Annotated in this window: 23 protein-coding genes; 13 read left to right on the top strand and 10 right to left on the bottom strand. The window is 72.7% G+C overall.

The features are described 5' to 3' along the window. Positions 1-8: 8 nt before the first annotated feature. Positions 9-410, bottom strand: a complete 402-nt coding sequence (locus tag ACZ7MF_RS37615; protein WP_356865541.1) for a Rieske (2Fe-2S) protein — start codon at positions 408-410, stop codon at positions 9-11. A 161-nt stretch (positions 411-571) separates the two neighbouring features. On the opposite strand from ACZ7MF_RS37615, the gene aroH reads away from it, so the two are divergent. The 5 genes from aroH to der all read left to right on the top strand — a co-directional run bounded on the left by aroH (position 572) and on the right by der (position 5,040). Then, entirely contained in the window at positions 572-934 is a 363-nt protein-coding gene (gene aroH / locus ACZ7MF_RS37610; protein WP_471482621.1) for a chorismate mutase, read from the top strand. Continuing rightward, entirely contained in the window at positions 931-2,016 is a 1,086-nt protein-coding gene (locus ACZ7MF_RS37605; RefSeq protein WP_471482620.1) for a prephenate dehydrogenase, read from the top strand. Before aroH ends, ACZ7MF_RS37605 begins: the two co-directional genes overlap by 4 nt. A gap of 116 nt (positions 2,017-2,132) precedes the next feature. Then, complete coding sequence (gene cmk, locus ACZ7MF_RS37600) at positions 2,133-2,828, top strand: (d)CMP kinase (RefSeq protein ID WP_387918946.1); 696 nt, start codon at positions 2,133-2,135, stop codon at positions 2,826-2,828. Continuing rightward, a complete protein-coding gene (locus ACZ7MF_RS37595) occupies positions 2,825-3,487 on the top strand; it encodes a lysophospholipid acyltransferase family protein (RefSeq protein ID WP_356865533.1) in 663 nt (220 codons plus the stop codon). Before cmk ends, ACZ7MF_RS37595 begins: the two co-directional genes overlap by 4 nt. Before the next feature lie 74 nt (positions 3,488-3,561). After that, a complete protein-coding gene (der, locus tag ACZ7MF_RS37590; protein WP_059299757.1) occupies positions 3,562-5,040 on the top strand; it encodes a ribosome biogenesis GTPase Der in 1,479 nt (492 codons plus the stop codon). A gap of 71 nt (positions 5,041-5,111) precedes the next feature. On the opposite strand, the gene ACZ7MF_RS37585 is transcribed toward der, so the two are convergent. Together ACZ7MF_RS37585 and ACZ7MF_RS37580 are read right to left on the bottom strand one after the other, a co-directional pair. After that, a complete protein-coding gene (locus ACZ7MF_RS37585; RefSeq protein WP_003977067.1) occupies positions 5,112-5,405 on the bottom strand; it encodes a hypothetical protein in 294 nt (97 codons plus the stop codon). Between the two features lie 73 nt (positions 5,406-5,478). Further along, positions 5,479-6,276 carry a hypothetical protein gene (locus ACZ7MF_RS37580; RefSeq protein WP_471482619.1) on the bottom strand — a complete coding sequence of 266 codons (798 nt, stop codon included), beginning with the start codon at positions 6,274-6,276 and terminating at the stop codon, positions 5,479-5,481. Between the two features lie 409 nt (positions 6,277-6,685). Here ACZ7MF_RS37580 and ACZ7MF_RS37575 point away from each other — a divergent pair, with 409 nt between their 5' ends. Together ACZ7MF_RS37575 and ACZ7MF_RS37570 are read left to right on the top strand one after the other, a co-directional pair. Beyond that, positions 6,686-7,528, top strand: a complete 843-nt coding sequence (locus ACZ7MF_RS37575) for a hypothetical protein (protein WP_471482618.1) — start codon at positions 6,686-6,688, stop codon at positions 7,526-7,528. Between the two features lie 343 nt (positions 7,529-7,871). Then, complete coding sequence (locus ACZ7MF_RS37570) at positions 7,872-8,087, top strand: I78 family peptidase inhibitor (protein ID WP_356865525.1); 216 nt, start codon at positions 7,872-7,874, stop codon at positions 8,085-8,087. Between the two features lie 28 nt (positions 8,088-8,115). Here the strand turns inward: ACZ7MF_RS37570 and ACZ7MF_RS37565 are convergent, their stop codons facing one another. Next, the gene (locus ACZ7MF_RS37565; protein WP_471482617.1) at positions 8,116-9,138 is read right to left on the bottom strand and encodes a phosphatase PAP2 family protein; all 1,023 of its coding nucleotides are present in this window, start codon (positions 9,136-9,138) and stop codon (positions 8,116-8,118) included. Between the two features lie 254 nt (positions 9,139-9,392). Continuing rightward, positions 9,393-10,580, bottom strand: a complete 1,188-nt coding sequence (locus tag ACZ7MF_RS37560) for a mannosyltransferase family protein (RefSeq protein WP_471482616.1) — start codon at positions 10,578-10,580, stop codon at positions 9,393-9,395. Between the two features lie 257 nt (positions 10,581-10,837). On the opposite strand from ACZ7MF_RS37560, the gene ACZ7MF_RS37555 reads away from it, so the two are divergent. Continuing rightward, positions 10,838-12,442, top strand: coding sequence for an MFS transporter (locus ACZ7MF_RS37555; protein WP_471482615.1), 1,605 nt, complete (start codon positions 10,838-10,840; stop codon positions 12,440-12,442). 449 nt (positions 12,443-12,891) lie between these two features. After that, positions 12,892-14,085, top strand: a complete 1,194-nt coding sequence (locus ACZ7MF_RS37550) for an acyl-CoA dehydrogenase family protein (protein WP_471482614.1) — start codon at positions 12,892-12,894, stop codon at positions 14,083-14,085. A gap of 41 nt (positions 14,086-14,126) precedes the next feature. Here ACZ7MF_RS37550 and ACZ7MF_RS37545 read toward each other — a convergent pair whose 3' ends face one another. After that, complete coding sequence (locus tag ACZ7MF_RS37545) at positions 14,127-14,570, bottom strand: cell division protein SepF (RefSeq protein ID WP_356865515.1); 444 nt, start codon at positions 14,568-14,570, stop codon at positions 14,127-14,129. A 289-nt stretch (positions 14,571-14,859) separates the two neighbouring features. Between ACZ7MF_RS37545 and ACZ7MF_RS37540 the strand changes: the two genes are divergently transcribed. From ACZ7MF_RS37540 to ACZ7MF_RS37530, 3 genes are all read left to right on the top strand, one after another. Further along, complete coding sequence (locus ACZ7MF_RS37540; protein WP_471482613.1) at positions 14,860-16,056, top strand: DUF5685 family protein; 1,197 nt, start codon at positions 14,860-14,862, stop codon at positions 16,054-16,056. Positions 16,057-16,155: 99 nt separating this feature from the next. Next, complete coding sequence (locus ACZ7MF_RS37535) at positions 16,156-16,965, top strand: DUF1684 domain-containing protein (RefSeq protein WP_471482612.1); 810 nt, start codon at positions 16,156-16,158, stop codon at positions 16,963-16,965. A 206-nt stretch (positions 16,966-17,171) separates the two neighbouring features. Beyond that, the gene (locus tag ACZ7MF_RS37530; protein ID WP_471482611.1) at positions 17,172-18,074 is read left to right on the top strand and encodes a S1 family peptidase; all 903 of its coding nucleotides are present in this window, start codon (positions 17,172-17,174) and stop codon (positions 18,072-18,074) included. A 61-nt stretch (positions 18,075-18,135) separates the two neighbouring features. On the opposite strand, the gene ACZ7MF_RS37525 is transcribed toward ACZ7MF_RS37530, so the two are convergent. Genes ACZ7MF_RS37525 through ACZ7MF_RS37510 form a run of 4 tightly spaced genes read right to left on the bottom strand, consistent with a single transcriptional unit; the run spans position 18,136 to position 21,606 of the window. After that, positions 18,136-18,801, bottom strand: a complete 666-nt coding sequence (locus ACZ7MF_RS37525) for a response regulator transcription factor (protein WP_356865507.1) — start codon at positions 18,799-18,801, stop codon at positions 18,136-18,138. Then, entirely contained in the window at positions 18,798-19,973 is a 1,176-nt protein-coding gene (locus ACZ7MF_RS37520; protein ID WP_471482610.1) for a sensor histidine kinase, read from the bottom strand. The genes ACZ7MF_RS37525 and ACZ7MF_RS37520 overlap by 4 nt, the downstream gene beginning before the upstream one ends. After that, positions 19,970-20,689, bottom strand: coding sequence for an ABC transporter permease (locus ACZ7MF_RS37515; RefSeq protein ID WP_471482609.1), 720 nt, complete (start codon positions 20,687-20,689; stop codon positions 19,970-19,972). The genes ACZ7MF_RS37520 and ACZ7MF_RS37515 overlap by 4 nt, the downstream gene beginning before the upstream one ends. Then, on the bottom strand, positions 20,686-21,606 hold the full coding sequence (locus ACZ7MF_RS37510) for an ABC transporter ATP-binding protein (protein ID WP_471482608.1): 921 nt from the start codon (positions 21,604-21,606) through the stop codon (positions 20,686-20,688). Before ACZ7MF_RS37510 ends, ACZ7MF_RS37515 begins: the two co-directional genes overlap by 4 nt. 268 nt (positions 21,607-21,874) lie before the next feature. Here ACZ7MF_RS37510 and ACZ7MF_RS37505 point away from each other — a divergent pair, with 268 nt between their 5' ends. Beyond that, positions 21,875-22,957, top strand: coding sequence for a S1 family peptidase (locus ACZ7MF_RS37505; protein WP_471482607.1), 1,083 nt, complete (start codon positions 21,875-21,877; stop codon positions 22,955-22,957). Positions 22,958-23,051 lie beyond the last annotated feature (94 nt).

Here is a 23,051-nt window from a genome sequence, read left to right as displayed (position 1 = left end):
CGGGACCCTCACGCCAGGCGGACCGAATTTCCCTCCACCGTGATCCGCTTCCCGGGCAGCGGCTCCGTGGCCGGACCCCGCACCACCGAGCCGTCGGCGACGGCGAACCTGCTGCCGTGGCAGGCGCAGTCGATGGTGCCGTCCCGCACGTCCGACACGATGCAGCCCTGATGGGTGCAGACCGCCGAGAACGCCTTGAACTCGCCCTGCTCCGGCTGGGTCACCACGATCTTCTCGGCGGTGAGGACCTTGCCGCCGGCGACCGGGATGTCGCCCGTCCGCACCAGTTCCTGCCCGGGCGAGGTGTCCGGGGAGTCGCCGTCGCCGCCTCCTCCGCAGCCCACGCAGAGCGCCGCCGCGCCCGCGCCCGTGCAGCGGAGGACGGTACGGCGGGTCGGGGTCTGGGTCATGTCGCAACTCCGGGGGAGGGAGGTTCGGGCCGCCGTCAGCGTCTCAGGAGACGGGCGCCGCGGGCCGGTACGCGGCGGGCTGACTAGGCTGGACGGACCAAGAACCGATACACGCGTCTGCAACAACAGCAACAACAGCTACCTCAGCAAGGAGCATCGCCGTGGCGGTACGAGCGGTCCGGGGCGCCGTCCAACTGGAGCGGGACGAGGCCGGGCACATGGACGAGCAGGTCGCGGCCCTGCTGACCGCCCTCATGGAGCGCAACGGCCTGACGGCCGACGACCTGATCAGCCTGTGGTTCACCGCCACCCCCGATCTGCACAGCGACTTCCCGGCCGCCGCGGCCCGCGGGCTCGGCATCACCGACGTGCCGCTGATCTGCGCCCAGGAGCTGGACATCGAGGGCGCCATGCCCCGCGTCGTCCGGGTCCTCGCCCACATCGAGTCCGACCGGCCCCGCGCCGAGATCGCCCACGTCTACCTCGGCGCCGCCGCGGCCCTGCGCAAGGACATCGCCCAGTGAGAACCGCACTCGTCATCGGCACCGGCCTCATCGGCACCTCCGCCGCCCTCGCCCTCACCGAACGCGGCGTCACCGTCCACCTCGCGGACCACGACCCCGAGCAGGCCCGCACCGCCGCGGCGCTCGGCGCCGGTACCGACGAGGCCCCGGACGGGCCGGTCGACCTCGCGATCGTCGCCGCACCGCCCGCCCTGGTGGCCGACGTGCTCGCCGACGCCATGGCCCGCGGCGTCGCCCGCGGCTACATCGACGTGGCCAGCGTCAAGGGCGGCCCCCGGCGGGAGCTGGAGGCGCGGGGCCTGGACCTGTCGGCGTACATCGGCACCCACCCCATGTCCGGCCGGGAGAAGTCCGGCCCGCTGGCCGCCACCGCCGACCTCTTCGAGGGCCGCCCCTGGGTGCTGACCCCGACCCGGGACACCGACACCGAGGTGCTGAACCTGGCCCTGGAGCTGGTCTCGCACTGCCGCGCGGTGCCCGTGGTGATGGACGCGGACGCCCACGACCGCGCCGTGGCCCTCGTCTCCCACATGCCCCACCTGGTCTCCAGCATGGTCGCCGCGCGCCTGGAGCACGCCGAGGAGGCCGCCGTACGGCTGTGCGGGCAGGGCATCCGCGACGTGACCCGGATCGCCGCCTCCGACCCCCGGATGTGGATCGACATCCTCTCCGCCAACCCGGGGCCGGTCGCCGACCTGCTCACCGACGTCGCCGCCGACCTGGAGGAGACGGTACGGGCCCTGCGCGCCCTCCAGTCCGCCGACGAGGACAAGCGCCGCGAGGGCGGCACCGGCATCGCCGAGGTGCTGCGACGCGGCAACGCCGGACAGGTCCGCGTCCCCGGCAAGCACGGGTCGGCCCCGCGGTCCTACGAGACGGTGGCCGTCCTCATCGACGACCAGCCCGGCCAGCTGGCCCGCATCTTCGCGGACGCGGGACGGGCCGGGGTCAACGTCGAGGACGTACGGATCGAGCACGCGACCGGTCAGCAGGCGGGTCTGGTGCAGCTGATGGTCGAGCCGAAGGCCGCCGCCGTCCTCGCGGCGGCCCTGAAGGAGCGGGGCTGGGCGATCCGCCAGTGATCGTGGGGCGCCTCCAGACGCCTGTCGGAGGGGTGTCCGAGGCCCGGTAACCTTGTCCGGGACGCGCTCGCGTCCCGCACACCACCCACCGCACCGCACCAGGAAGGTGTCCCCTCGTGGAAAACGGCGCCGCCCCGACCGCCCCGGCCGTGATTGTCGCCATCGACGGCCCCTCCGGCACGGGCAAGTCGAGCACGTCGAAGGCCGTGGCCGCACAGCTCGGCCTGAGCTACCTGGACACCGGTGCGCAGTACCGGGCGATCACGTGGTGGATGGTCAGCAACGGCATCGACACCGACGACCCGCACGCCGTCGCCGCCGCGGCCGGCAAGCCCGAGATCGTCTCCGGCACCGACCCGGCCGGCCCGACCATCACGGTCGACGGCGTGGACGTGGCCGGACCGATCCGCACCCAGGAGGTCACCTCCAAGGTCAGCGCGGTCAGTGCCGTACCGGAGATCCGCGCCCGGATCACCGAGCTGCAGCGCACCATCGCCGCCGCCGCGCCGCTCGGCATCGTGGTCGAGGGCCGCGACATCGGCACCACCGTGCTGCCGGACGCCGACCTGAAGATCTTCCTCACCGCCTCGGCGGAGGCCCGCGCCGCCCGCCGCAGCGGCGAGCTGAAGGGCGCCGACGTCCACGCCACCCGCGAGGCCCTGATCAAGCGGGACGCGGCCGACTCCAGCCGCAAGACCTCCCCGCTGGCCAAGGCCGGCGACGCGGTCGAGGTGGACACCACCGCCCTCACCCTGGCGCAGGTCATCGAGTGCGTCGTCACCCTCGTCGAGGAGAAGCGGGCCGGGAAGTGACCGCATCCTCCGCCGCGCCCGCCCCCTCCGAGAAGGGCGCCGAGGTCGGCCGGCGCATCGGCGTCGGCCTGATGTACGGGCTGTGGAAGCCGCGCGTGCTCGGCGCCTGGCGGGTGCCCGCCACCGGCCCGGTGATCTACGCCGTCAACCACGCGCACAACATCGACGGCCCGATGGTCATGGGCGTGGCGCCCCGGCCGACGCACTTCCTGATCAAGAAGGAGGCGTTCGTCGGCCCGCTCGGACGCTTCCTGACCGGCATCGGCCAGCTGAAGGTGGACCGCCACTCCGCCGACCGCGCGGCCATAGGGCAGGCGCTCGGCGTGCTGGCCGACGGCGGCGTCCTGGGCATCTTCCCGGAGGGCACCCGGGGCGAGGGCGACTTCGCCTCGCTGCGCGCGGGGCTGGCCTACTTCGCGGTGCGCGGCGGCGCGCCGATCGTCCCGGTCGCGGTGCTGGGAAGCACGGACCGGCCCGGACGGTTGATAAAGGCGCTGCCCCCGCTGCGCTCGCGCGTGGACGTCGTCTTCGGCGACCCCTTCGACGCGGGCGACGGCAGCGGGCGGCGCACCCGCAAGGCGCTGGACGAGGCCACCGAACGCATCCAGAAGCAGCTCACCGCGCACCTGGAAAACGCCAGGCGCCTCACCGGGCGCTGAGTGACACTTGAGTAGTGGATCACCCGGTACAGGGGTGTTCCACCGATCACCACGATGAACGAGGTACGGACTTCATGAACGACCACATCCACCCCGAGGGCTCGGGCGAGGAGCACGACCACGGGGCGCTCGGCGACGCCGAATACGCGCAGTTCATGGAGCTGGCCGCCGAAGAGGGCTTCGACATCGAGGAGGTCGAGGGCGCGATCGAGGAGGCCGGGCACGGCCCGCTGCCCGTCCTCGCCGTCGTCGGCCGCCCCAATGTCGGCAAGTCGACCCTCGTGAACCGCATCATCGGCCGCCGCGAGGCCGTCGTCGAGGACAAGCCCGGCGTCACCCGCGACCGCGTCACCTACGAGGCCGAGTGGGCCGGGCGCCGCTTCAAGGTCGTCGACACCGGCGGCTGGGAGCAGGACGTCCTCGGCATCGACGCCTCTGTGGCCGCGCAGGCCGAGTACGCGATCGAGGCCGCCGACGCGGTCGTCTTCGTCGTGGACGCCAAGGTCGGCGCCACCGACACCGACGAGGCCGTCGTCCGGCTGCTGCGCAAGGCCGGCAAGCCCGTCGTGCTGTGCGCCAACAAGGTCGACGGCCCGAGCGGCGAGGCCGACGCCTCCTATCTGTGGTCGCTGGGCCTCGGCGAGCCGCACCCGGTCTCCGCGCTGCACGGCCGCGGCACCGGCGACATGCTCGACCGGGTGCTGGAGGCCCTGCCCGAGGCACCGGCGCAGACCTTCGGCACCGCCGTCGGCGGCCCGCGCCGCATCGCCCTGATCGGCCGCCCCAACGTCGGCAAGTCCTCCCTGCTGAACAAGGTGGCCGGCGAGGAGCGCGTCGTCGTCAACGAACTGGCCGGCACCACCCGCGACCCGGTCGACGAGCTGATCGAGCTGGGCGGCGTCACCTGGAAGTTCGTCGACACGGCGGGCATCCGCAAGCGCGTCCACCTCCAGCAGGGCGCCGACTACTACGCCTCGCTGCGCACCGCCGCCGCCGTGGAGAAGGCGGAGGTCGCCGTCATCCTCATCGACGCGTCCGAGTCGATCTCGGTCCAGGACCAGCGGATCGTCACCATGGCCGTCGAGGCGGGCCGCGCGATCGTCGTCGCCTACAACAAGTGGGACACCCTCGACGAGGAGCGCCGCTACTACCTGGAGCGGGAGATCGAGACGGAGCTGGGCCAGGTGGCGTGGGCGCCCCGGGTCAACGTCTCGGCGCAGACCGGCCGGCACATGGAGAAGCTCGTCCCCGCGATCGAGACCGCTCTGGCCGGCTGGGAGACCCGGGTCCCGACGGGCCGGCTGAACGCCTTCCTCGGCGAGCTGGTCGCCGCCCACCCGCACCCGGTGCGGGGCGGCAAGCAGCCGCGCATCCTCTTCGGCACCCAGGCGGGCACCAAGCCCCCGCGGTTCGTGCTCTTCGCCTCCGGCTTCATCGAGGCGGGCTACCGGCGCTTCATCGAACGCCGGCTGCGCGAGGAGTTCGCCTTCGAGGGGACGCCGATCCACATCTCCGTGCGGGTGCGCGAGAAGCGCGGCGCGAAGAAGAAGTAGCACGTACGACTGAGGGGGAGGGCGCCCGGCCGGGCGCCCTCCCCCTCAGTCGTACGGCAGTGGTCCGGCGGTCAGGTGCCGGACCGCGGGGCCGGCGGCAGCGCCGCCGGGACGTGGTGCGTGCCGCCGACGCGCTGCCACACCGACTGCTGGCCGACGCGGGCGCTCTGGGCTCCCGCGCTGTAGGCGCTGTAGCCGCCTCTGCCGCGCGGGATGCTCCTGAAGGCCGTGAATCCCAGCTCCTCCTCACCGCTGCGATCGCCCGGCAGCGATCGGAAGGACCTGACGTACTCGGCGTAGAGCGCGTCGTAGATCGGCGTGGCCGAGGGGCCGCCGTGGCGGTGGAAGGCGTCGTATGCGTACACGTATGTCCAAACGACCCCGCGCAGGAAGGGATGCGGCCCAGGTGACGGCCGTCCGGCGGCCGACCGGACGGGCTCAGGTTCCCGCCAGCGGCAGCGCCGCCGCGACCAGCTGTCCGTTCGCCGCCGCCTTGTCCAGCGCGTCCCGCAGCAGGTCCTCGCGCGGCTGCCGGCCGATCGACCCGACGGGCGCGGCGAACATCAGCACCTGCTGGTGCTTGTTGGCCGCCGTACGCCAGCCCTCGGTGACCTGGAGCGGCTGGTGCGCCTGCCACCAGGCCACCGGCCGGCCGCCGTTCGTCCCGGGCTGGAGCACCGCGTGCAGCTGGCCCATCGCGAGCAGGACCGACCAGCCGTGCAGCACGGCCGGCGTGGACGCCAGCTCGGTGACCGGCATGAAGCCCTGCTCGATCAGCAGCGGCAGGAAGTCGTCACCGGCGCCGGACGTGCCGGGCCGCGCGATGGGAGCGGTCGGCTCCACCACGAGGGCCGGGTGCAGTTCCCCGGCGATCAGGATCAGCCCGCTGGTGACACCGAGCACGGCCTGCTCGGGCGCGGCCCTCTCGGGGGCCGCGGGAGCGGGCTCGGAACGGGCCTGGTCGGCGCTGATGGACCGCACCGCCCCCTGGAGCTGCTCCTCGGTGACCTTGACCACCTGCGAGGGCAGGCAGCCCGCGTGGGCGAACGCGAGCACGGCGGTCTCGTCCCCGATGAAGAGGACGGTGCTGGTGCGCTCCTGCTCACAGTCGCCCGGGGTGCGGCAGGACGTGCAGTCGTAGCTGCCCGGGGCGGACTCCCCGGCCAGCAGGCGGTCGGCTTCTTCGTCGCCGATCTCGGCGCGTACGTCGTCGCTGACGTCGAGCATGCGCGGCACGGGTGGCTCCCTCGGGATGCGGTGCGTGGCCGGACCGGGTGGCTCCCGGGCCGTGGTCCGGGCGGGTCCCCGGCTCATGCAAGGACAACGGGGGATCAGTGGCGGGAGTCACGCCCCATGGCCGACGGAATCGAACCATGCGGTGCTCGCGATCGTCCGGGGGCCGCGAGCGTCGCCGCACGCCCAAGTGGGGTGCGGCGGACCGGGGTTGGACTGATGCAACGGGTCGGACCGCCCTTTCCGCGAGTCGACAAATCAGGAAATCAGCGAATGAACTGGGTGACCGAAAAGGAGTGCTGTCGGGCGCTCGCCCGCGTCGTGACCACATCGCAATCGGACACGGACAACCAGAAGGCAGGGTTCCGGGTCTAACCGGACGACGAGAAGTCCATTGGAGGAACCGCACCGCATGACGCCGCCGCCCCCGCCGGCCGCCCCGCTGCGCGCCGACTGCATCGGCGATTCCGCGGGCGGTCTGACCTTCGACGTCGCCGCGCGCGGAAACGCCGGGGCGGCCCTGCTCATCCTGCGCCGCCGTGCCGCCGATGCCCTCGACGGCACGGGAGAGACGGTCAGCCTGCCGCTGGCCCCGGCGGCGGAGGGCCGGCTGCGCGCCGCGCTGCCCAGCAGCGTGTCCCTGCCCGAGGGCCGCTGGGACGCCTACGCCCTCCTCTCCGGGGGCGAGCCGCGACGCCTGGTGCCCGGCGTCACCGACCTGCGCTCCCTCGCCGAGCGCACCCCCAGCGGGCTGCTGGGCCACGTCGCCGTCCGCATCCCGTACGCCACCCGGCAGGGCAACCTGACCGTCCGCAGCTGGCTGCGCGCCCCGCACGCGGAGGCGGTGGAGCTGCGCCCGGCGACCGGCGGCCTGACCGTACGCGGGCGGGTGTACGGCACCCAGCTCGTGCCCGGGGCGGACGCCGAACTGCGTGCCCGGCCCGGCGGCGGAGACGGCGGCGAGGACGGCGGTGGCGTACGCCGGGTGAGCCTCACGGCCGAGCGGACGGAGTTCGCCTTCACCGTGCCCTACGACGGCCTGGCGCCCGGCGTCTGGGACCTGTGGCTGCGCCCCGCCGGTGACGCCGGTCCGGTGGTGCGCCTCGCGCGGCTGCTGGACGACGTCGCCGACAAGAGCCCGGTCTTCACGTTTCCCCGCGCACGCGTGCGGACGCCCCACGGACCCGTGGAGGCCGGTCCGTACTACACCCGGGACAACGACCTGTCCCTCACCGTCAGCCCGCTGGACGCCTGACCGAGTGTCCGTTGTTCGATTCGTGTAAGTGATCCGCGGGCCGTTCCGCAAGGGTGTACGGATGTACTCGAGAGTGTTCGGGTACGGAATGCGAGGCCCGGACGGGGGCGCCCCGAAGTCCTTTGCTTCGACGTCCGCCGTGCATTCTCCGACCGGCTGCCGCGAGAGGCGGAAATAGGCCTCGGCGCTCGTGGAACACATGCGAAAACGTCCGTCCGTGTGAACGGGTTCCAGTAAAACGCGCCTCATGATCTTGTGACGGAAATGTGATCGTAGGTGCATCCGTGGCCCGCGTTACCGGCCTGGGCTTCCCCGCTCCCGGGGCAGGGCATAGCGTGGCGGCATGGCACCGATTCCGACACCCCCCGCCGAGCCCCAGGACAGTCCGGACACCTACGTCGGCCTCGATTCCGACACGGCCGAACGGCTGGCGCGGGAGCGGGGCTGGTCGACGGTGCGGTCGCTGGCGCCGGGCACGGTCATCACCATGGAGTACCGGGTGGGCCGCCTCAACTTCGAGGTGAAGGACGGCCGGGTGTCCCGGGCCTGGAAGGGCTAGGCAGGGCTGGCGCAGGCCCTGGGGCCGGTCAGCCGCCCGACAGGGGCCGTGCGGTGGGGGCCGTGTTGCGCGTGTGCCGGTCGGTGTGCGGCGGCCGGCGGCTGCCGGCCGGGGTCACCGGCGTACGGTCCGAGCGGGCCGCGTGCGGGCCCGGCGCCAGGTGTGCCGGAGCCCGGGCGGTGCGGGGCGCGGCGACCGGCTCGCGGGCCGGTGTCCCGGGCCGGCTGCCGGAGCCGGGCGGGGTGACGGGTACGGGCGGGCCGAGCGGCCGCTTCGTCGTGCCCTTGCGGTCGCGGCGGGCGTACCAGCGGTCGCGCAGGCCGAGAATCCACGCTTCCGCACGGGTGATCAGCGGTTCGAACCAGGGAAGCGCCAGCAGGATCAGCAGGCCCGCCACCCAGCCGAGGATCACGTCGCTGAGCCAGTGCGTGCCGAGGTAGACGGTGGACATGCCCACCCCGAGCGAGGTGACCGCGGAGATCGCGGACAGCCAGCGCCGGGTTCGGTGCGTCGAGGCCAGGTAGGCGAGGATGCCCCAGGTGACGACGGCGTTCGCGGTGTGACCGCTCGGAAATATATCGCCGCCGAGCCACATCTCGTTGGCGCCGATCGTGGTCGCGTAGTGCGGTCCCAGCCGCCCCATGCCGTACTTGGCGGCGCCGACCGTGACGTTCAGCAGGAGCAGCGAGACGCCCAGCGCCAGCAGCGGACGCAGGGTGTGCTGCCGCCAGGAGCGCCAGCCGAGCCAGGCCGCGACCATCACCGCGGTGGGGCCGCGCTGGCCCAGCACCACGTAGTAGTCGACGAACGCGTGGATCTCCGGCCACTGCTGGTAGGGCCGGAAGAACATGACCTGCCAGTCGAGCCGGACCAGCCACGAGGTGATCACTACGGCCCACACGATCGCGATGTAGAACGCGAGGGTCCCGGCGAACAGCACGATCCTGTGCCGGGACATCTCCGGCACGTCCAGGAGCGCCGGTCGTTCCGGCTCCCGGTCCAGTCTCGCGAACACCCGGTCCAGACGGGTGGGCTTCCGTTCGGTACGCACCCAATCGACGTTACAGCGAGTGAGGAGTGATCCCGGCCGAATCAACGGCTTTGTGATGACGATGTGATGTGGGATTCCTCTCAGGCGGCGCGCCTTATTGCCGGGTAATCCGCAATCCCGCCCGGCCGTGGACTTCAATTCTTTTGATCTGTTCGGCCGACGGTTTTATCGTGCTTATGAATTCGTTCACCGAATGCTGGTGCGGAATTGTCCCGGTGGTCACCGGGCCCACGGCGCCGGTCGGGGCCGGCCGGTCAGGGCGGGCCGGAGCCGTTCAGCCAGAACGCCCCGTACACCGCCGCCGCCACCGCGACACCGCACACGACCGGCGCCGACCTGGCGATGCGCAGCCGGGCCAGGCCCACGGCCAGGGGGAACAGCAGCGGGAACGCGGGCAGCAGCAGCCGGGGCTTCGAGCCGAAGTAGCTCGACGCGCACAGGGCGAGCACGGTGACGAGCCCCGCGTACACCAGCAGCGGGAGCGGCTGGCGCTGCCGTACGCACACCACGTACAGCCAGACCAGGAGCGCGACCCCGACGATCAGCCCGACGCCCGCCAGGGCCGCCGGGAACGACGTGAACTTGGCGGCGACGAAACGGGCGAAGGCCGCGCCGCCGTCGAAGCCGTTGCGCCAGCCGGCCTGTACGTCGAGATAGCCGAGCGGGCCCTTGCCGGTGCGGTGGCCGACCCACAGGACGTACCCGGCCGCTCCCAGCGGTGCGAGCAGCATGCCCAGCATGCGCCGCGCGCGGTCCCGGCCGTCGCGGTCCTCCCGGTCGTCCCCCCGCTCTCGCGCGAACGCCGCGATCGCGGCCACCCACACCGCCGCCGTCACCGCGAGCCCCACCGGGCGGGTCAGCCCGGCCAGCGCGGCCAGTGTCCCGGCCGTCACCCAGCGCCCGGTCAGCACCGCGTACAGCGACCAGGCGGCCAGCGCCGTGAACAGGGACTCGCTGTAGGCCATCGACTGCACGACCCCGACCGGCAGCACGGCCCACAGCAGCACCGCGCACACGCCGGCGCGGCGGTCGTAGACGTGCTCCGCCACCGCGAAGATCCCCCAGGCCGCGGCGAGCGAGGCGAGCAGGGAGACGACGAATCCGGCGTCGGCGTACGACAGGGGCGTCACCGCCGCGCCGAGCCGCTCCAGCCAGGGCAGCAGCGGGAAGAACGCCAGGTTGGAGTGCACGTCGCCGTTTGGCAGCCGCACCTCGTAGCCGTACCCCAGCTCGGCGACCCTGGTGTACCAGAGGGAGTCCCAGCGGGCCGTCAGCAGCGTGTACGCGCTCTTGTCGCGCGCGGCACTCCACAGGGCCAGGGCGAGCAGGCCCAGCGCGCGCACGGCCGCGTAGCCGAGGAGCGCCGGGGCGGCCCGGCGCAGGGCACCGGGGCGCCCCGGGGCGCCCCGGCGGGCCGCGGTGCGCGTTTCAAGATCGGTCACGGGCCCGATTATCCGTCGGTCGCGGGGGCGGCCGTCCCGCCGGCCGGGTGGGACGGGGGCCGCAGTGGCGCACGCCACACGGGTGACGCGGGATGTGTGAGACCCACCACGTGTGCGGGGCCGGGTCTCGCGTACTCTGGCGAGTCACTCGCGTTCCGTTGCACGGCCCGGAGCCCCCGCTCCTCTCCGGCCGAGCCGCAGGGGAGTCCCCACCCCACGGCCCGCCGGACGCGAGGGAACATCTTGGAGGTACGTACATGTCCGGGACGACCACGGCTGCCGCCGCGCTGCGCCGTCGGGCGGCCGGGGCCGGTGCCAACCGCTGGGTGGTCCTGGTCGTCCTCTGCGTCAGCCTGCTGCTCGTCGCCGTCGACGCGACCGTGCTGCACGTGGCGGTCCCCGCCGTCACCGAGGACCTCCGGCCCGGCGCCATCGAACTGCTCTGGATCGTCGACGTCTACCCGCTGGTCTGCGCCTCGCTGCTGATCCTCTTCGGCACGCTGGGCGACCGGGTGGGCCGCAGACGGGTCCTGCTGCTCGGCTACGCCCTCTTCGGCGTCGCCTCCGCGCTCGCGGCCCTCGCCGACACCGCCCAGGTCCTGATCGCGGCCCGCGCGCTGCTCGGCGTCGGCGGCGCCATGATCATGCCCGCGACGCTGTCGATCCTGCGGCAGGTCTTCCCCGACCGGCGGGAGCGGGCCCTGGCCATCGGCATCTGGAGCGCCGTGGCCGCGGTCGGCGCGGCGGTCGGTCCGCTGCTCGGCGGCTTCCTCCTCGAGCACTTCTGGTGGGGTTCGGTCTTCCTCGTCAACATCCCGCTGATGCTGGTCAGCCTGCCGGTGGGGCGGCTGCTGCTGCCCGAGTCGAAGGGCGACCGCCGCGGGCCCTGGGACGTGGTCGGCGCGCTGATGGCGGCGGGCGGCCTGTTCGGCGTCGTCCTGGGAGTGAAGCGGCTGGGCGGCGGCGAGCCGGTCGCGAGCCTGCTCACCGTGCTGCCGCTGGTACTGGGCGCGGCGCTGCTGGCGGGCTTCGTACGGCGGCAGCGGCGGCATGCGTATCCGCTGGTCGATCTCGCGATGTTCCGGCGGCCGGCGTTCAGTACGTCGGTGGGGTGCATCGTGCTGGCCATGCTGGCGCTGGTGGGGCTCGAGCTGATCGCCGCGCAGTACCTGCAGCTGGTGCTCGGTCTTTCCCCGCTGGAGACCGGGCTGCGGCTGCTGCCGCTGACCTTCGCGGCGATGGCGGCGGGGCTCGCGGGTGCGCGGCTGCTGCGGCGCTTCGGGCCGCGGCGGATGGTGTGCGCGGGGTTCTGCCTGACGGCCTTCGCGGTGGTGCTGCTCACGGCGATGGGCCGGGCCGACAACTGCGCGCTGCTGCTGACCGGGTTCGTACTGCTCGGCTTCGGTCTGGAGACGACGCTGTTCGGGGCGTACGAGTCGATGCTGAGCGAGGCGCCGCAGGAGCAGTCGGGGGGCGCGGCGGCGATCGGAGAGACCTCGTACCAGCTGGGCGCCGGGATCGGCATCGCGCTGCTGGGCAGCGTGATGAACGCGGCGTACGCGCCCGGGCTGACGGGGGGCGTGCCAGGGGTGCCGGGGTCGGCGTCGGTGGCGGCGGGGCATTCGCTGGGGGAGGCGTACGAGGTTGCCGCGCAGCTTGGGGGACCTGCGGGGGTTGCGTTGCGGCGGGCTGCGGGGGATGCGTTTGTGCACGGGCTGCATGTGACGTTGGTGGTGAGTGCGGGGTTGTTGCTGCTGGGGGCGGTGATGGCGCTGCGGTTGCCGCGGGTGATGCAGTGCGAGGAGGTCTCGGTGCCTGCGCCCCGGGGCTCGGTGGATGCCCAGTCCCGTGTCTCGGTGTGACCCCACGGTCTCCCACCCACGCACCACCCGTTCGCCGTGGGGAGCGGGGTGGACGTTTCCCGTGGGTGGCCGAGGAGCGTCGGCGGCTGCGGGCCGTCATGGGTCCGGTTTTGGAGCCGCGGCATCGCGGGTTCGCGCGCAGTGCGCCACGGACTGCCACTGCCGCACCGCCCCTGCACGAGGCGTCGCACGGCCTCTCGCGGGCTGCTGCCTCCCCGCCACGACGGGCCGTCACCGCTCGTCGCACCGCGTGTCGCCACCCACCCCCCACCGCAAGCCGCCGACGGCGGGTCACCCCCGCGGGCGACGTCCGCCTCGTTCCCCACGGTGAACGGGTGGCGCGTGGGTGGGAGACGGGCATGGTGGACGTGCGGAGCGCCGCATCGTAACGTCGGCAACGACAGCCGTGACTAGCGGCGCTAGTTTTAAGAGTCCCGAAGGGTGTCCCCATGGCCGCAACCTCAAAGTTGCCCGCGTTCGACCCCGCCGACCCCCTCGGCATCGACGACCTGCTCGAGCCGGAGGACCTCGCCGTCCGGGACACCGTGCGGAGCTGGGCCGCGGACCGCGTGCTGCCGCACATCGCGGACTGGTACGAGAGCGGCGAGCTGCCCGGCATCCGGGAGCTCGCGCGGGAGCTCGGGGGCATCGGCGCGCTCGGCATGTCGCTCGAGGGGTACGGCTGCGCCGGTGCGTCCGCCGTCCAGTACGGGCTCGCCTGTCTGGAGCTGGAGGCGGCCGACTCCGGCATCCGCTCCCTGGTCTCCGTGCAGGGCTCCCTCGCCATGTACGCGATCCACCGCTTCGGGAGCGAGGAGCAGAAGCAGACGTGGCTGCCGCGCATGGCCGCCGGTGAGGTCATCGGATGCTTCGGGCTGACCGAGCCCGACCACGGGTCCGACCCGGCCAACATGCGCACCCACGCCAAGCGGGACGCCGGTGGCGACTGGGTGCTGGGCGGGCGCAAGATGTGGATCACCAACGGCTCGGTGGCCGGTGTCGCCGTGGTCTGGGCGCAGACCGAGGAGGGCGTGCGCGGCTTCGTCGTGCCGACCGACAGCCCCGGGTTCTCCGCGCCCGAGATCAAGCACAAGTGGTCCCTGCGCGCCAGCGTCACCAGCGAGCTCGTCCTCGACGACGTACGGCTGCCCGCCGACGCGGTGCTGCCGGAGGTGACCGGGCTGCGCGGCCCGCTGAGCTGTCTGTCGCACGCCCGTTACGGGATCGTGTGGGGCTCGATGGGCGCGGCCCGCAGCTCCTTCGAGGCGGCCCTGGAGTACGCGAAGTCGCGGGAGCAGTTCGGGCGGGCCATCGGAGGCTTCCAGCTGACCCAGGCCAAGCTCGCCGACATGGCGGTCGAACTGCACAAGGGGATCCTGCTCGCCCACCACCTCGGGCGGCGCATGGACGCCGGCCGCCTGCGTCCCGAGCAGGTCAGTTTCGGCAAGCTCAACAACGTACGCGAGGCCATCGACATCTGCCGTACGGCCCGTACGATCCTCGGCGCCAACGGGATCTCCCTGGAATACCCCGTGATGCGGCACGCGACGAACCTGGAATCGGTGCTCACCTACGAGGGCACCGTCGAGATGCACCAGCTGGTGCTGGGCAAGGCGCTCACCGGACTCGACGCCTTCCGGTAGGAGGCCGGGGGTGGGGCGGGGCCGTGGTCCGCGGCCCCGCCTCAGCTCTGGTTGAAGAAACCGTCGGAACGGTGCGCGGCGGACTCGCCGCTGATGACCTGGGTGTCGGCCGGGCTCAGCAGGAACACCCGGGTGGACACCCGCTCGATCGAACCGCGCAGGCCGAAGATGAGCCCGGCCGCGAAGTCGACCACGCGCTTGGCGTCGGTGCCCTCCATGGCCGTCAGGTTCACGATGACCGGGACCCCGTCCCGGAACAGCTCACCGATGGCCCGTGCGTCCCGGAAGCTGTCCGGGGTGACCGTCGCGATGCGGCGGCCCTTCTCCTCGGCCACGTCCGAAGCCACCTTGACCCGCGGGTCCGTGACCCAGGCGTCCCCGGGCTGCTCGGTGCCCTCGGAGTAGTCGTCGTCGTAGTAACGCTCGTCATCGTTGTTGTCGTCGACGAGGCCGAGCCACGCACTCGCCTTGCGTACCGATCCCATGGACGCCTCCTCTCACAGCGGTCTTTCGTGCTTCCGCATCCCTATGGTCATCCATGATGCGGACGTCGCGCCAAGTGGATAGACGCCGCGCGGGGGGTTTGTGACGGTACTGGTGCACAGCGGATACGTCGAGAGTCCTTGTGTCCCAAGGGTCGTTTCCCAAACGGCTGCTGACTGTGAGTGAAATATGATTCTTCACGGCACACGGGTGAGGACGGGTGCGTACGGGTGATGGCGGCGGTCGGTACGATGCCGCAGCTCAGCGTCGTACCAACCACGGGGGAGCGTCGTGTTCGGAATCGTCAGGCCGTGCAGGCACCGGCTCGGAGAGAGCCTCACGAGCCAGTGGATGGCTCATTTGTGCGGGTTGTGCCTCGCACTGCGCAAGGATCACGGACAGTTCGCCCGGATCGTGACGAACTACGACGGGCTGCTCATATCGGTTTTGACGGAGGCTCAGGCCGAACGGGGCGGTGCGGGCGCCGGGCGGCGCACCGCGGGACCCTGCCCGCTGCGCGGGATGCGCACCGCGTCCGTCGCGCACGGCGAGGGGGCCCGGCTCGCGGCGGCCGTCTCCCTGGTGCTGGCCTCGGCCAAGGTGCGCGACCATGTCGCCGACGGCGACGGCCTGCTGGCCCGCCGGCCGGTGGCGCTCGCCGCCCGCCGGATCGCCGGCGGCTGGGACGCGGCCGGGGCGCGCGGCGGCAGTGCCGTCGGCTTCGACACCGCCGTGCTGGTCGACGCCGTGGACCGGCAGGGCGGCATCGAGGCGCTCGCCGGGCCCGGAACGCCGCTGCTCACCGTCACCGAACCGACCGAGACCGCGACCGCCGCCGCCTTCGCGCACACCGCTCACCTCGCCGGGCGGCCGCACAACGCCGTGCCGCTCGCGGAGGCCGGGCGGCTCTTCGGCCGCCTCGCCCATCTCCTGGACGCCGTGGAGGACCGGGAGGCCGACGCCGCGTCCGGCGCCTGGAACCCGCTCACCGCCACCGGGACGCCGCTCACCGAGGCCCGGCGGCTCGCCGACGACGCCGTGCACGGGGTGCGGCTGGCCCTGCGGGAGGCCGAGTTCACCGACGGGCGGCTGGTGCACCGGCTGCTCGTGCACGAGCTGGGCAGTTCCGTGGACCGCGCGTTCGGCACCGTCTCGTGCGCCCACGGCAGCCATCCGTACGCCCCTCCCGGCGCGCCCGGCACCCCGGGTGCTCCCGGCGGCCCCGGTGGGCCGACGCCCCCGGAGCCGCCGCGCCGCGACCGGCGCGGGCTGCTCGCGGGCTGTGCCGTGTGGCTCGGACTCGCCTGCACGTGCCAGATGTGCTGCGGCACCTTCAACGACCCCTGGAGCGGGCAGCGCAGGGAAGGGCTCTGCTCCCAGTGCGACTGCGGCAACTGCTGCGACTGCTGTGACTGCTGCAGCAACTGCTGCGGCGACGACGGCTGCGACTGCGGCTGTGACGGTTGCGACTGCGGCTGCAGCTGCTGAAGCCTCGTCAGTCTCCGTCAGTCTCTCCGTCAGCTTCATCAGTTTCGTCGGTCTGCGTCGATCTCCGTCGGCCGAGACCCGGTGTGGAAGGCTTGAGCCATGACGAAGGGCTCACCCGGCGACACACCGGACAAGGCATCCGACGCGTGGAAGCAGTGGCACGAGCAGCGCGTCGCGACGGTCTCGGCGCCCTACGGGCCGCTCGCGCTGACCGGCACGCACTGGCTGGAGGATCATCCGGACGGGCAACTTCCGGACATCCCCGGCCGGTGGACGACGGACGGCGACGCGGTGCTGCTGACGGCCGGCCGCGCGGACGGGCTCACCGTGGACGGGCGGTTCCTGGACGGCGAGGCACGGCTCACGGCAGACCGGGGACCGGTGGGCGCGGCCCGGGTGGCCTGCGGCGAGCGGCGGCTGGTGGTGCTGGTCCGCGAGGGGCTGTGGGGCGTCCGTGACTTCGACCCGGCCGCCCCCGCACGGCGGGCGTTCCGCGGCATCGCGGCCACGCCGTACGAGCCGCGCTGGTCGGTGCCGGGCCGTTTCACCCCGTACGACGCGGGGCGGCGCAGCGTGCGGGTGCCGAACGCGGACGGCCGGGAGCGCGGGCTGGCGCTCGGCGGGGAGCTGGCCTTCGAGCTGGACGGACGGGGGCACACGCTCCAGGTGGGCGTCGAGGACGACGGCTCCCTGTGGGCCGTCTTCGCCGACGCCACCAGCGGGAGCACCAGTTACCGCTTCCGGTTCCTGCGCCCGGCCGCGCCGGACGACGAGGGGCGTACGACGGTCGACCTGAACCGTGCGTTGCTGCCGCCGTGCGCGTTCGCCGACCACTTCGTCTGTCCCTTCCCGCCGCCGGGGAACACCCTGGGGGCCCGCGTCGAGGCGGGGGAGCGCGAACTGCGCTGAGGCCGACGGGGGTTGGTAAAGGTCGTTCAAAGCTTGACGGCCGAAAGGCGCTCTTGCGCCGACCGGACGTTCGGCCGAATACTCCAACCTCAGCGCTTGTCAGGGGCACGACGTATCCGGAACCCGGAGGTCCGCCCCTGGCTGCGCCTCACGGGCCCCCACCCCCACGAGAGGGGCCCCCGACTTCCCCTGTGGAGGAACGAAAAGTGAGGATCAAGCGCACCACCCCCCGCAGCGGCATCACGAGACGGACTCGGCTGATCGCCGTATCCACCGGCCTCGTGGCCGCGGCCGCCGTCGCGATCCCCAGCGCGAACGCGGCACCCGCCCCGGTCACCTTCAGCGCCGCCGAGCTGAGCAGCGCCGGCAGCGCGGTGCTCAAGGCCGACGTCCCGGGCACCGCCTGGGCCGTCGACAGCAAGTCCGGCCGGGTGCTGCTCACCGTCGACAGCACCGTCTCCCAGGCCGAGATAGCGAAGATCAAGGAGCAGGCCGGCGACAAGGCCGGCGCGCTCACGATCAAGCACACCCCCGGCACGTTCAACAAGCTCATCCAGGGTGGCGACGCCATCTACGCGAGCAGCTGGCGCTGCTCCCTCGGCTTCAACGTCCGCACCAGCAGCGGCGCCGAGTACTTCCTGACCGCCGGTCACTGCACCGACGGCGCCGGCGCCTGGCGCTCCAGCTCCGGAGGCACCGTCATCGGCCAGACGGCGGGCTCCAGCTTCCCGGGCAACGACTACGGCATCGTGCAGTACACCGGGTCCGTCTCCCGGCCCGGCACCGCCAACGGCGTGGACATCACCCGCGCGGCCACCCCGAGCGTGGGCACCACCGTCATCCGCGACGGCTCCACCACCGGCACCCACAGCGGACGGGTCACCGCCCTGAACGCCACCGTCAACTACGGCGGCGGCGACGTCGTCGGCGGGCTGATCCAGACCACGGTCTGCGCCGAGCCCGGCGACTCCGGCGGCTCGCTCTACGGCAGCAACGGCACCGCGTACGGTCTGACCTCCGGCGGCAGCGGCAACTGCTCCTCCGGCGGTACGACGTTCTTCCAGCCGGTGACGGAGGCCCTGAGCGCCTACGGCGTCAGCGTCTACTAACCCCGAGCACAGCAGGCAGCGCGACGAGCCCCCGTACACCGCGGCCACGGTGTGCGGGGGCTCAGCCCGTGCTGCCGGGGAGGACGATGCCGTTCTCGTAGGCGAACACCACGGCCTGGGCGCGGTCCCGCAGATGGAGCTTGGCGAACATGCTGCCGACGTGGCTCTTCACCGTCGCCTCGGTCACGACCAGGCGCGCGGCGATCTCCGGGTTCGACAGGCCCCTGGCCACCAGGAGGAGGATCTCCCGTTCCCGTGGCGTCAGACCGGCCAGCACCGTGTCCCGCGGCCGGACCGGTGCGGCGCGGGTGGCGTAGTCCTCGATCAGCCTGCGGGTGATCGACGGCGACAGCAGGGCCTCACCGGCGTGCACGACGCGGATCGCCTCCAGCAGGCGGGCGCGCGAGGCGTCCTTCAGCAGGAAACCGGACGCGCCCGCCCGCAGTGCCCCGAAGACGTACTCGTCCAGGTCGTAGGTGGTGAGGATCAGCACCCGGGGCGGGGAGTCGGAGGCGGTCAGCCGGGAGGTGGCCTCGACACCGTCCATGCGGGGCATGCGGATGTCCATCAGGACCACGTCGGGGCGCAGGGCGGCCGCTCGGGCGAGTGCCTCGTGACCGTCGTCGGCCTCCCCGACGACCTCGAGATCGCTCTGGGTCTGGAGGAACAGGCGGAAGCCGGTACGGATCAGCTCCTGGTCGTCGACGATCAGAAGGCGGATGGTCATGCCGCGTCCCCGGCATCCTCGACGGGCAGCCGGGCGGTCACCACGAACCCGTCGGCGGTACGGCGGGCGTCCAGGCTGCCGCCCGTCACCGCCGCACGTTCCCGCATCCCGAGGATGCCGTGCCCGGCGGCCGAGGGGACCGGTTCGCGGCCGCCGCCGCCGCCGCCGTCGTCCTCGACCGTGACGTCCAGCCGCCTCCGGCCGTAGTGGAGCGTCACCGTGACCCGGGTGGGGTCGGTGTGTTTGAGCACGTTGGTCAGTGCCTCCTCGACGATTCGGTAGGCCGACAGCTCGAGGCCGTCGGCCAGCGGCCGGGCCTCGCCGGTGAACTCCAGCCGCACGGGCATCCCCGCTGTCCGGTATCCGGAAACCAGCTCGGGGAGCTGGCCGAGCGAGGGCTGCGGCCGCCACTGCGCGCCGTTGTCCGGCGTACGCAGCAGGCCGAGGATCCGGCGGAGTTCGGCGAGGCTCTGCTCCGCGTTGGCCTCGACCCGTTCCAGGGTCTCGCCCGCGACCCGGGGGTCGGTCGGCAGGACGTCCCGGGCGCCGCGCACACCGATCAGCATGACGGTGACCGAGTGGGCGACGATGTCGTGGAGTTCGCGGGCGATGGAGGTGCGTTCCCGCTCTGCCGCGATCTGGTCGAGCTGCTCGCGCTCGCGTTCCAGGGTGGCCGCGCGGTCCTCCAGTGCCCGGGTGTAGCGCCGCCGGGTCTGGAGGTACGAGCCGACGGCCCACGCGCCGACCGGGACGGGCAGCGAGGAGATGCTCGCCAGCAGCAGGAACAGCGCCGTCGGGACGAGCGCCGCCACTGACACCCTCCGGTCGCGCAGGTCGGCGAGCGAGGCGAGGGCGACCACGACGGGCGCCCCGCCCGGCGAGTAGCCCAGCGGCACGAGCGCCGCGGCGCCCGCACAGGCCGTGACGAGCACGGTCAGGGGGGCGCGCCGGCGGAGGAGCAGGGCGGAGCCGGTCAGCACCGTCACCACGACCGGGATCACGCCGACCGGGATCACGTCGGCCGGGATCACGACGACCGGGGTGCCGCCGTCGAAGAGCTGCCCGATCTCCACTCCGGTCGTGATCATCGCCAACGCGAGGTCGAACAGCGCCGAGCGGCGCGCGACCAGCAGGCCGTACGCCGCCCGGGCCCGCCCGAAGAGGCCGTTCACGCCAGATCGCGCCGTCGCTCGGCCACGACCGCGACCAGCGTGACCGCGACCGTCCACGCGGCCAGCACCCATCCGGCCGAGACCACCGACAGGGTCGTGTGGTGCGTCATCCGGCTCAGGACCCCAGCCGCGCCGAACGGCGTGAGGTTGACGCCCGCTTCCCAGACGCCGGACAGCAGCGGGACCACGGCGAAGTTCACCACCAGCAGGACGACCACTCCCAGGACCGGGCTGCGGATCAGGGCGCCGAGGGCGGCACCCAGGATCGTGGACAGGACGAACGCCACCAGGTTGCCCGCCACGACGGCACCGACGTCTCCCGAGGTGAGACCGGGACCCGGCTGGTCACTCAGCAGCGGCAGCGCGAGCCCGACCGACACCGTGGTCGTCAGCGCGCCGAGCAGGAGCCCGGTCAGCGCGTAAGCGGCAATTCTCGCCGACAGCACGGCCCCGCGGCCACGGCGGCCCACCAGTGCCGCCGGTGCGGCCGTCCGGTGCCGGTACTCACCGGCCGCACCGACCAGCCCCCAGAGCAGGAGCAGGACCGGCATCGCCGACAGGGCCTCCTCCTTCTCGGGCACCTCGTCCAGCGTGCCCGACCACGCCGCGACCACCAGGACGTTGAGGACGGCGAAGGCGACCGTGCCCACCGCGAAGCCCAGTACGGTCCGGGTGGTCGCGGTCTTGATCAGTTCGCCGCGCAGCAGATGACTCATCGGTCCGCCCCTCCCGTGAGACCGAAGAACGCGTCCTCCAGCGACGCGGTCCGCTCGGTGATCTCCTCCAGCAGGACGCCCTCGCGGTGGGCCAGCCGCGCCACCGCCGCGACGTCGAGCCCTTCGACCAGCAGCCCGCCTCCGTCGTCGGCCTTGGTGCGGCCACCGGCCGCGGTCACCAGCTCCGACAGGCGCTCGGCCTCGGCGGTGCGCACCGCGACCAGGCCTTTCCCGGACCGTTCGAGGTCCCGGATCGCGCCTTCGTGGACCAGCCGTCCCCGGTTGATCATGACCACGTCGTCGACGGTCTGGGCCGCCTCGCCCAGCATGTGGCTGGACAGCAGGACCGTGCCACCGTTCGCGGCCCGCTCCCGCAGCAGCGTGCGCAACCAGCGGATGCCCTGCGGGTCCAGGCCGTTCACCGGCTCGTCCAGCACCAGGATCTCCGGATCGCCCAGGAGCGCCGCGGCGAGCCCGAGCCGCTGCCGCATGCCCATCGAGTACTTCCCGACCCGGCCCCGGGCCGCCTCCTCCAGGCCGACGAGTTCCAGCACCTCACCGACCCGGCGGCGGGGCAGCCCGGCCAGTGCGGCCAGCGAGCGCAGGTGTGCCCTGCCGGTGCGGCCGGGATGGGCCCCGCAGGGTTCGATGTGCACGCCGAGCAGACGGGCGTCGGGCCTGAGGGCGGCGACCGGCGTGCCCCGTACGAACGCCCGGCCCGCCGTCGGCCGCGCCAGTCCGACGACCGCTTTGAGGGCGGTGGTCTTCCCCGCCCCGTTCGGGCCGAAGAATCCCGTCACCCTTCCGGTCCCGACGGTGAAGGACAGGTCGTCGACCGCCGTTCTGCGGCCGTAACGCTTGGTCAGCCCCTCGACCCTGATGGCCGCCGGGTCCCCGACACCTCGTGAAGAAGTCATGCCCGAAGCCTCCGGCGTGCGGATCTCCCCGTCTTCCACCCAGGGTCGAAAACCGGATTCCCACCAGAGGGGGAGACCACCGCCGCCTCCCGCTCTCGCGAGGAAGAGGTGAAGGCCGTGTGACCGCGCTGGAGTTGTCGTGCGCACGTCCTGGAGTCGACCTTGTGTACGGCCTGTGGGATCGGGAGAGTTAACGCTCGTCAACCAGCCTTCCGGTTCACGGGGTCCCCACAACCTCGCGGACCGACCCCCCACAGGAGGACGTGAGTTGAAGCACCGACGCATACCCAGGCGGCGGGTCGCCGTGGTAGGTGCGGGCATCACCGCACTGGTCGCGGCCGGAGTCACCTTCCAGAGTGCGAACGCCAGCGAGGCCCCGAAGACCGCCGCGCCCGAGACCCTGTCGGTCACGGCGGCCGGAAAGCTCGCCTCCACGCTGCTCGGCGACCTCGGCGCCGACGCGGCGGGCACGTACTACGACGCGCAGGCCAAGAGCCTGGTCGTCAACGTGCTCGACCAGAGCGCCGCGCAGACCGTCGAGGAGGCCGGCGCCAAGGCGAGAGTCGTCGAGAACTCGCTCGCCGACCTGAAGAGCGCGCGCACCGCCCTGACGAAGGACGCGACCATCCCGGGCACGTCCTGGGCGACCGACCCGACCACCAACAAGGTCGTCGTCACCGCCGACCGCACGGTCTCCGAGGCCGAACTGGCCAAGCTGACCAAGGTGGTCGACGGACTGGGCGCCAAGGCCGAGCTCAAGCGGACCAAGGGCGAGTACAAGCCCTTCGTCTCGGGCGGCGACGCCATCACCGGAGGCGGCGGGCGCTGCTCGCTCGGCTTCAACGTGACCAAGGGCGGCGAGCCGTACTTCATCACCGCCGGCCACTGCACCGAGTCCATCTCGACCTGGTCGGACTCCTCCGGGAACGTCATCGGCGAGAACGAGGCGTCCAGTTTCCCGGACAACGACTACGGCCTGGTCAAGTACACCGCCGACGTGGACCACCCGAGCGAGGTGAACCTCTACAACGGCTCCTCGCAGGCCATCTCGGGCGCCGCCGACGCCACCGTCGGCATGGAGGTGACCCGCAGCGGTTCCACCACCCAGGTGCACGACGGGACGGTGACCGGCCTGGACGCCACCGTGAACTACGGCAACGGCGACATCGTCAACGGCCTGATCCAGACCGACGTCTGCGCCGAGCCCGGCGACAGCGGCGGCTCGCTCTTCTCGGGCGACCAGGCCGTCGGCCTCACCTCCGGCGGCAGCGGCGACTGCACCTCGGGCGGCGAGACCTTCTTCCAGCCGGTGACGGAGGCCCTGTCGGCCACCGGCACGCAGATCGGCTGAGCCCGCCGATCGGCTGAGCAGCACTCGCACACCTGTGGAGTCCCGTCCCGCGCGCGAGGGGCGGGACTTCCGCGTGTCCGGCCGGGGCTCCCGC

The organism is Streptomyces sp. NPDC111628 (assembly GCF_055635195.1).
Note: the sequence above shows the minus strand (reverse complement) of the source record. Positions and strands in the feature narration are given on the sequence as shown.

Bases quoted from the DNA above. Each gene is read 5' to 3' on its own strand.
- ACZ7MF_RS37615 (WP_356865541.1), bottom strand. From the start codon at position 410: ATGACCCAGACCCCGACCCGCCGTACCGTCCTCCGCTGCACGGGCGCG.
- der (WP_059299757.1), top strand. From the start codon at position 3,562: ATGAACGACCACATCCACCCCGAGGGCTCGGGCGAGGAGCACGACCAC.
- ACZ7MF_RS37575 (WP_471482618.1), top strand. From the start codon at position 6,686: ATGACGCCGCCGCCCCCGCCGGCCGCCCCGCTGCGCGCCGACTGCATC.
- ACZ7MF_RS37570 (WP_356865525.1), top strand. From the start codon at position 7,872: ATGGCACCGATTCCGACACCCCCCGCCGAGCCCCAGGACAGTCCGGAC.
- ACZ7MF_RS37555 (WP_471482615.1), top strand. From the start codon at position 10,838: ATGTCCGGGACGACCACGGCTGCCGCCGCGCTGCGCCGTCGGGCGGCC.
- ACZ7MF_RS37550 (WP_471482614.1), top strand. From the start codon at position 12,892: ATGGCCGCAACCTCAAAGTTGCCCGCGTTCGACCCCGCCGACCCCCTC.
- ACZ7MF_RS37545 (WP_356865515.1), bottom strand. From the start codon at position 14,570: ATGGGATCGGTACGCAAGGCGAGTGCGTGGCTCGGCCTCGTCGACGAC.
- ACZ7MF_RS37535 (WP_471482612.1), top strand. From the start codon at position 16,156: ATGACGAAGGGCTCACCCGGCGACACACCGGACAAGGCATCCGACGCG.
- ACZ7MF_RS37525 (WP_356865507.1), bottom strand. From the start codon at position 18,801: ATGACCATCCGCCTTCTGATCGTCGACGACCAGGAGCTGATCCGTACC.
- ACZ7MF_RS37515 (WP_471482609.1), bottom strand. From the start codon at position 20,689: ATGAGTCATCTGCTGCGCGGCGAACTGATCAAGACCGCGACCACCCGG.
- ACZ7MF_RS37510 (WP_471482608.1), bottom strand. From the start codon at position 21,606: ATGACTTCTTCACGAGGTGTCGGGGACCCGGCGGCCATCAGGGTCGAG.